The sequence below is a fragment of the Psychromonas arctica DSM 14288 genome (genome assembly GCF_000482725.1).
Taxonomy (GTDB): domain Bacteria; phylum Pseudomonadota; class Gammaproteobacteria; order Enterobacterales; family Psychromonadaceae; genus Psychromonas; species Psychromonas arctica.
This window is the reverse complement of the sequence record NZ_AXWP01000086.1, coordinates 1-8,568: the sequence shown is the minus strand read 5'-3', so window position 1 is coordinate 8,568 and position 8,568 is coordinate 1. Positions and strand designations below refer to the sequence as shown.

The following is an 8,568-nucleotide window of genomic DNA, read 5'->3' as shown; positions in this document are numbered from 1 at the left end:
GGACAGAGTAGTAATGCTTTTCTACTTCAATATGGTAATCAATATGCACTTTCACCTGCTTGATTTGGGTAAATATGTAAGCCTTGTCGGGTAACGGTTTTAAGACTGGTTTATCGAGTAATTCAAATTGAGATAAGCGGGATCCTGGTTTCTTCTTCATTTGACGCGTATTTAAATCAATCAATAATTCTGCAATGCGCGTATTTAATTGACGTAAGCTGAAGAAAGGCTCATGACGTAATCGCACCATTATCCAGCGTTCAACAATTTGCACACCGACTTCAGCTTTAGACTTATCCTTAGGTTTATAGGGCCTTGCAGGGACAATGACGGTGTTGTAATGCGCGGCAAGCTGTTGGTATGTAGGATTAAGATCTGGTTCGTAACGACAAGCCCGTGTTACACCACTTTTCAGGTTATCTGGAATGATTAGTTCCGGTACGCCACCCAGAAATTCAAAGCAACGAGAGTGACTCATTACCCAATTTTCTAAGCCTTGGGTAAATGTGGCTTCCGCATAGGTGTAATTTGATGCGCCCATAACGGCAACAAAAACTTGTGCAGTCCGGCATTCGCCGGTACTGGGATCGGTAATATTCATGGTGGGACCACAGTAATCAACGAAGAGTTTTTCACCAGCTTTATGGTTTTGGCGCATTGAGGGCTTCTGGCATTTCAACCAGGTTTTGTACTGCCGGCAGAAGTGATTGTAACTGTAAGCACCTTCTGGATGCCGTTCAACATACTCCTGCCAGAGCAAAAGTAATGTCATGGTCTTTGGCCGGAGTTCTTGTTGTAGCACCGCCCAATCGGGTATGGCGAATTGCTTTGGCCGAGGCTTTGATTTAAGGAATGCCCGCTGCAATGACTCATCATTCCACTCATCGTTTAAAGGCCAACTTGCGATGCCCAAGGATGCTGCTCGCGCAGAATAAGTAGAAACAATAGAAGCTGAAATTGATAGGCTTTTTGCTATTTGGCGATGGCTAAGTAAACAGCCATATTTTAGTCTTAAGATCTCTTTAAGTTTACGCATAGAAATGTGTACCGTTGCCATGGTTATTCCCCAAATGAAACCAAGAAGAATAACGGTTAAAAACACCTACAGGCAGACAAAAAAGTACAAACTATGAGCAATAACATTTCAGGCGATCACTTAATAACATTTTCGCCAAAAGTGATCGGCATGAATGTTAATGAGTGATCGCGATGGATGTTATTAGGTGATCGGGTCAGAGGTTATTAGGTGATCGGCATGGATGGTAATATGCAGAGTTTACAGATTATCAAAAAAATACAATTTTAAATATACTAGGTATGCCGACGATCTTGCATTTTCTGGTGACTATATACCACATAGTTTCATTGAATTGATTACTTCAATAGTCATTGATTTTGGGTTGAATGTTAATAATTCAAAAACAAAATTAATCATTGGAGATAAACAAAAAATTGTTACAGGTATATCTGTCCAAGGCAAGGAACTAAAAATACCTAGGAAAACCAAAAGATTAATAAAGCAAGAAATACACTTCATGAGAAAATTCAGTGTGTTGTCTCACATCAGCAAACTTAAAATAAAAGAGCCTAATTATATATTATCTATTGAAGGTAAGCTTAGGTTTTGGCTTCAAATTGAGCCTGATAATTTATTTGCAAAAGAGGGGTTAGAGTTTATTTTAAACCATAAACTTGTCGGATAAAGTGGGGGAATTCAGAGTTAGATTTAAAAATAAGTTGCTTGTGTCTCCGATTGTACGAACAGTCCACACAAGGTTGGACACCCTAACTTAGATCAATTTAAATCAATGCATTACATTCAATCTGGAATATTCAGAGTCTATGGGGCCGAGGGGAAGATCTTTCTTTTTGCCTTTTTGAGCAAGCTACCACGAAATACTAGTACCAGGTCATTAATCTTGAATTTTTATAAATTGTAAGTATATTTCCTAACTCACTTTATGCCCCTTTGCGAGTTAAAAGCTACAAACTAGCGACTAACACCATTTTGCCACCACAAACGGGCCTAGAGCATGTAACATAAAATATAATCGTCATTTATTCATTTTTAAATGTAATAACGCGGTATTATATGTACAGCGAGAAACTAGGTTATTAATACAAACCGAGGGTTTATGAACATAATAAAAAAAGCGTGGCAACACTATTGTGACTGGTTAGATGAAATGGGATTAACCCCAGAAAATAAACGTTGCTGTGTACCACTTGATGAACGCGCGCAAAAAGCACTTCGGGCCGAGCAGCAACCTGACACTCCAACAGAGAATAAAAAAAGCAGATAAACTTAGTGATTATTCTGACTTATTTAGCATAACGTTAGTTTTTTTGCTAAAGCACAATGCACGCCTTTGCGAGCGAGCATTAAGTGTAAAATGAAAGCAAGATTTTGCCCCGCTGGTAGTAACGCCATCTAAGCAAGTTAAGCAAGTTCAGCAATCTATGTAACTCGCAGCTTATTACTTCAGCAATCTATCAGTTGATTGATGACTAATATGACTTAGCCACTACAATCAAGCCTTCCTTGGCTTTGTAGATTAGCTACTTTTGATAAAACGAATAATCGCTATAACCGACTTCTGTACCACCATACATAGTAGCTGCATCGGCTTTATTAAGTGGCCAATTATTTGCGATACGCTCTGGTAAATCTGGGTTAGCAATAAACGGGCGACCAAATGCAAATAAGTCACCATAACCTTTAGCAAGGACGTTTACCGCTTTTTCAATCGTATATTTACCAGCGTATATAATACGTCCTGAAAACTCTGCTCTTACTGCTTCATAAAATGCTTGTGGTAAATCGGGGGCATTTTGCCAATCTGCCTCAGCAATGGATAAATAAGCAATGCCCGCTTGCTCAAGCAATTTAACGGCTTGTATATAAGTATCATGAGGGTTTGACTCAACGAGCCCTAAATAAACGCGCTCCTCATCTGTGCTTTCAAATAAAGGAGCAAAGCGTACACCTAAACGGTTAGCACCAACAACCTCACTTACCGCTTCAACAATCTCTTTTAAAAAGCGTAAACGATTAGCAAGCGTGCCACCATATTGATCATCACGTTTATTTGTATGCTCTGAAATAAACTGATTGACTAAATAACCATTAGCACAATGTAACTCTACACCATCAAAGCCTGCTTCAAGTGCATTACGTGCAGCTTGAGCGTACATGTTTACCAATTCACCAACCTCGGCTGTTGTTAGTGCACGAGGTTCACTTGGCTCTGCCAATGCACCTTGGCCAGGACCCGTTTCAATAAATACACTGACGTTGTCAGCAACAAGATCTGAAGGGCCAACCGGTTTCTCTGAATTAGGTTGTAGCGTGGTGTGTGAGACACGACCTACATGCCAAAGCTGGGCAAAAATAATGCCGCCTTTATCATGTACGGCTTTTGTTACTTTCTTCCATCCTTGTACTTGTTCTGCACTATGAATACCAGGAGTCCAAGCATAACCTTGGCCACGAGGTTCTATTTGTGTGCCTTCGGTCACCATAAATCCAGCCGACGCGCGCTGTGCATAATACTCTGCCATTAATTGATTAGGGATATTGCCAGGTTGTGTACTTCGAGAACGAGTAAGCGGCGGCATCACTATACGATTTTTAAGCGTAAAAGGACCAAGCTCAATTGATGAAAATAAAGGGTCGGTATTAACTAATTCTGATTTCATTTTAAATTCTCTTATAAAGCAAACAAAGGCTTAAATAGTGGTTAAGCAAGATTGGCAGCATAGAGATTTAACGTTACAATTTGAAACAACACTTTTTTGTACAGCATACAACTATGAATGGTATTAATCGACTCGATATAAAACAATTAAGGGTACTCAGTAGCTTATTAGAGCTGCAAAACCTGTCGCAAGTAGCGCGAAAAATGGGCTTAACCCAACAAGCTATTAGTGAGCAATTACGAAAGCTACGAGATTTATTTGAAGACCCCTTGTTTATTCGTCAGGGCAATAGCATGGTTGCGACTCCTAAAGCACAAGGGCTTAGAGATCCTGTTAATCAAATTTTAAAGCAATTAACATCTTTATTAGAGCCCGAGCAGTTTAGCCCGCAAACCTACAAAGGTGTGTTCACCATAAGCGCAACCGATTACGCCACGCAGGCTTTACTGCCGCAGTTATTTAATATTACCCGTCGCGAAGCCCCCGGTTTAAAGTTAATAGTGCGCGATTTTGCTTCCGATAATGTTAATCAGCTGATCACGGCAGGCGAGCTTGATTTGCTGATTAGCTTTCCGGAATTCATCCCAGACAATCTTGCTTATGTCACTTTATTTGAAGAGCAGCATTTATGTATTACCGGTATAGACAACAATATTTACACCGAGCCATTAAGCTTGGCGCAATTTGCACAGCATGCACAATTGGTGGTATCGCCTTCAAGAGCTAATTTACGAGGGTCACATGATCAATGGTTTGAAAGCCAAGGGCTAAAACGCAATATTGTTATGTCGGTACCAAGTTTTTCAGCAGTGCCAGATATCCTTCATACTACCGATATGTTGGCGTTTTACCCTGCTAGGTTATTACCAAACAGCAAAGTTAAACAATTAAAAATAGCAGCACAGCCTCCTACATTTAAAGTAATAGCGGCATGGCACCCACGCACTAACAACAGCCCAATTCATAAATGGTTGATAGCGCAATTACAAAACTTATAACAATTAACCTTAAGCCAATATTAAAGTGATTTTTTAACCTATTTAGTGCCCTTTTGCCATTAGAAAATAAGGCACTAAATATCCCACTAAGACTGTTAGTGGAGTAATAATAGACGCTGTCTAATGATTAACTCCCCTTTCACTTTTAAAATATCAAACCTGACCGGTCACTTTATCAAACTGTAACTCACACAACTTTTTATATAATGCGGAACTGTTTAATAACGAATGGTGATCGCCAGTGTCAACAATCCTGCCTTTATCCATGACTACAATTAAATCCGCATCTATCACCGTGGATAAACGATGTGCAATAATAAGTGTGGTTCTATTTTCCATTAAATCATTCAGTGCGGCTTGTACATGGCTTTCACTTTGCGCATCTAAAGCGCTAGTCGCTTCATCTAGCAATAATACATTAGGATCTTTTAAAATAGCGCGTGCTAAGGCAATTCGCTGTTTTTGTCCGCCGGACAAACGCACACCTTGTTCACCTAAAAAACTGCCATAACCCTGTGGCAATTGATTAATAAACTCATCGGCATGGGCACGTTTTGCGGCATCGATGACTTCAGCATCTGTTGCCTGTGGATTACCGTAACGTATGTTGTGCCATACATCGGAGCTAAATAATATTGGCTGCTGCGGCACCATTCCCATCGCATCACGTAAATCTGTTAATCGAAGTTGGGTAATATCAGTTTCATTAAACTTTATTTGACCTTGCTGCGGGTCATAAAATCGTTGTAACAGTTCAAATAGGGTTGTTTTACCTGCGCCAGAGGGCCCTACTAAAGCGACCGTTTTTCCCGTTGCAATGACTAAGTTAATATCATGTAATGCGGGCGAATCTGGCCGAGAAGGATAAGAAAAGTTGACCTGTTCAAAACTGATAGCAGATGATGCTTGTACTTTTATGGTGCTAGGTTGGCTTGGTTGTTTTATATCGCTCTCTACTTTTAATAAATCGAGCAAACGTGTTGCTGACCCCGCTGCACGTTGAAGTTCACCATAAACCTCTGCAATTGTCGCCACCGACATCGCCACCATTATCGCGTAAAAAACAAATGCTCCTAATTCACCACCCGTCATCTTGCCTGATAACACGTCCATACCTCCAACCCACAACATAGCGCTAATGGTTGCAAAGGTTAGAAAGATGACAATGGCAATCAAAATAGAACGTTGTTTTACCCTGTTCTTTGCGACAATAAAGGCTTTCTCAACTTCATGGCCAAAAGCAACCTGCTCTCTGGCTTCATGCGTATAACTTTGTACGACTTTAATATTTTGAATTATTTCGCCAGCATACGTACCAATATCTGCAATCGCCCCCTGCGAACTTTCCGCTAACGATCGCACTTTTCGGCCGTAAACTATCATCGGGATTAAAATAAAAGGAACAGCCACCACAACCACTAAAGACAGTTTTAAGTTGGTGACAAATAACATCACCAAACCGCCAATCAATAATAATAAACTACGTAACGACATAGAAAATGAAGAGCCGATTATTGACTGTAATAATGCGGTGTCCGTTGTTAAGCGAGACATTAATTCGCCGCTTCTATTTTCTTCAAAATAACTGGGATGCAAAGTAACGATGCGGGCAAAAACGGCCTTTCTAATGTCAGCACTGACTCGTTCACCTAACCATGACATTAAATAAAAACGACTAAAAGTACCGACCGCCAATAAACTAATCAAAAAAACCAAGCCTAAAATCGCCTCTTGTAACTGTTGCTCTGAGCCGGCAATAAAACCATTATCAATGACAAATTTTACTGCTTGTCCTAACGACAAATTAACAGCAGCGGTCACCAATAAAGCAAGCAATGCCAGTGCGAGCATTAATTTATAAGGTTTTATAAAGGAAAATATAGGTAATAAGCTATTAAAAGCTTTAAGCTTTTCTTTGGGATTTAAGGTGTCATCAACAGCAATATTATCTACAGAGGTATTTTTCACAATTTACTCAATATGTTAGGAAGTGATGCTAATTTACATCAGTAAGAATTTTATAGGTGAAGACTAAAAGTTGGCTACTTAAGACTTCATGGTGCCAAAGTACAAGCAATTCAACCATATGAAAGAATAAACAAGAAACATTACAATAATCAATATGTAATGTTTCCCTGATTATGGCTACTAATTTGAATTTAGATGGTTCATTTTTCTACTTCGCCTCGAGCACTATTATGAGTTAAAAGGTTGTAATTATTGAATAGATAAAAAAAAGAACGCCCCCCAACTCTTAAGTTATTTATATACATATAATTGCTTTATTTCACCTTTAGCAGATACAAAAAAGCTCACCGAAGTGTAATGCCGATCAGTTAAGAAAAATCTATTGATTTTTAGCTGAATGAGATCAAAATCCGATGTTCACAAAACATCGGATTTTTTATGCAACTATCATCAGCACTCTCTCAAGTATCACTTAATAACTTCACTGAATTTACAGGCCTTAATGAGCTATTAGCACCTGAATTAGTTGCTGATGCATTATCTCAAACAGGTGTAGCTACGATAAGAAAACGTAAACTTCCTATGGAACAAATGGTTTGGGCCGTTATTGGAATGGCACTGTTTCGTAAATACTCAATGCGCCAACTGGTCAATCAACTTGATATTATTCTTCCAAATGGGACTCCCTATGTAGCCCCAAGTGCTGTTACACAAGCACGGAAAAAGCTAGGTCATCAAGCAATAGAGACTATCTTTAATCAAACACAATCACTATGGCATGAAAAATCTGAGCATCCAACGTGGTGTGGCTTATCTTTACTAGGTGTTGATGGCGTTGTTTGGCGAACACCTGACTCAAAAGAGAACAGTGATCATTTTGCGCGCACTAGCAACAATCATGGCAAAGCAAGTTACCCCCAAGTAAGAATGGTATGTCAGATAGAATTAACCAGTCACTTACTGACACAAAGTGCTTTTGATAGTGTGGACGTAAATGAAATGCACTTAGCTGAAAAGTTAATTAAAGATACGCCTGATAATAGCTTGACCTTGTTTGACCGAGGCTTTTACTCTCTAGGGCTTCTAAATCGCTGGCATTCAACAGGTATTTCACGTCATTGGTTGATGCCATTAAAAAAGAACACGCAATATGAAGTAGTCAGAAGCTTAGGTCGACAAGATAAAATTATTCGCTTAACGGCTTGCCCTCAAGCTAGAAAGAAATTCCCAGATCTACCTGAATATATTGAAGCACGATTACTGACTAAAAAAATTAACGGAAAGCCACGACAAATACTCACATCAATGACCGATGTAATGCGCTTTCCGCCTGCTGATATCGTTGATTTATATGACCACCGTTGGGAAATAGAATTAGGCTTTAGAGAAATGAAACAATCACTACTTGATAGCCAATTTACGCTACGTAGTAATCAGCCTGAGCTGATAAAGCAAGAGTTATGGGGGATATTGTTAGCGTACAACTTAATACGTTATCAGATGGTATTAATGGCAAAATCACTCGATGGAATACATCCGAATCAATTGAGCTTTCATGGTGCGTCGATGCATATTATTTATGAGTTGACGATGCTACCGTTCTGCTCGCCAGGAAACATTCCTAAGTATGTAATGAATATAACAAAAAGTGCGAAACAATTCGTTTTGCCTGCGAGGCGAGAGAGGTGTTATCCACGAGAATTGAAGTGTTCTAAAAATGGATATCCGCTTAAAAAAAGAAAAACCGTTCACCTTAAGTGAACGGCATTACACCGAAGTGAGCTATTAAATTCTTGTTACGAATCATTCTGGATAGCAGAAATTGTTTAATTCAAGGCGCTTTGCCCGCGACGTTTAGTGTTTCTTAAACGAGTGGTAAAGCAACGATCAAGTAGACGATTTA

Annotated in this window: 7 protein-coding genes; 4 read left to right on the top strand and 3 right to left on the bottom strand. The window is 39.4% G+C overall.

Annotated features, from left to right (window positions below; translation table 11 throughout):
• A partial coding sequence (gene istA, locus H592_RS0111080; RefSeq protein WP_028868840.1) for an IS21 family transposase occupies positions 1-1,057 on the bottom strand: 1,057 nt, incomplete at its 3' end.
• Positions 1,058-1,259: 202 nt separating this feature from the next.
• Between istA and H592_RS0111075 the strand changes: the two genes are divergently transcribed.
• Together H592_RS0111075 and H592_RS24220 are read left to right on the top strand one after the other, a co-directional pair.
• Positions 1,260-1,703 carry an RNA-dependent RNA polymerase family protein gene (locus tag H592_RS0111075; RefSeq protein WP_028868839.1) on the top strand — a complete coding sequence of 148 codons (444 nt, stop codon included), beginning with the start codon at positions 1,260-1,262 and terminating at the stop codon, positions 1,701-1,703.
• Between the two features lie 432 nt (positions 1,704-2,135).
• Positions 2,136-2,303: a hypothetical protein gene (locus tag H592_RS24220; RefSeq protein ID WP_169727653.1), complete on the top strand. Its 168-nt coding sequence runs from the start codon at positions 2,136-2,138 to the stop codon at positions 2,301-2,303.
• A gap of 256 nt (positions 2,304-2,559) precedes the next feature.
• Here the strand turns inward: H592_RS24220 and H592_RS0111065 are convergent, their stop codons facing one another.
• On the bottom strand, positions 2,560-3,699 hold the full coding sequence (locus tag H592_RS0111065; protein WP_028868838.1) for an alkene reductase: 1,140 nt from the start codon (positions 3,697-3,699) through the stop codon (positions 2,560-2,562).
• Positions 3,700-3,779: 80 nt separating this feature from the next.
• On the opposite strand from H592_RS0111065, the gene H592_RS0111060 reads away from it, so the two are divergent.
• Positions 3,780-4,697 (top strand): LysR family transcriptional regulator, encoded by a 918-nt coding sequence (locus tag H592_RS0111060; protein ID WP_211235658.1) that lies wholly within the window; start codon positions 3,780-3,782, stop codon positions 4,695-4,697.
• Between the two features lie 153 nt (positions 4,698-4,850).
• On the opposite strand, the gene H592_RS0111055 is transcribed toward H592_RS0111060, so the two are convergent.
• Positions 4,851-6,641, bottom strand: a complete 1,791-nt coding sequence (locus H592_RS0111055) for an ABC transporter transmembrane domain-containing protein (RefSeq protein WP_028868836.1) — start codon at positions 6,639-6,641, stop codon at positions 4,851-4,853.
• Between the two features lie 462 nt (positions 6,642-7,103).
• Here H592_RS0111055 and H592_RS0111050 point away from each other — a divergent pair, with 462 nt between their 5' ends.
• Complete coding sequence (locus H592_RS0111050; RefSeq protein WP_028868835.1) at positions 7,104-8,426, top strand: IS4 family transposase; 1,323 nt, start codon at positions 7,104-7,106, stop codon at positions 8,424-8,426.
• Positions 8,427-8,568 lie beyond the last annotated feature (142 nt).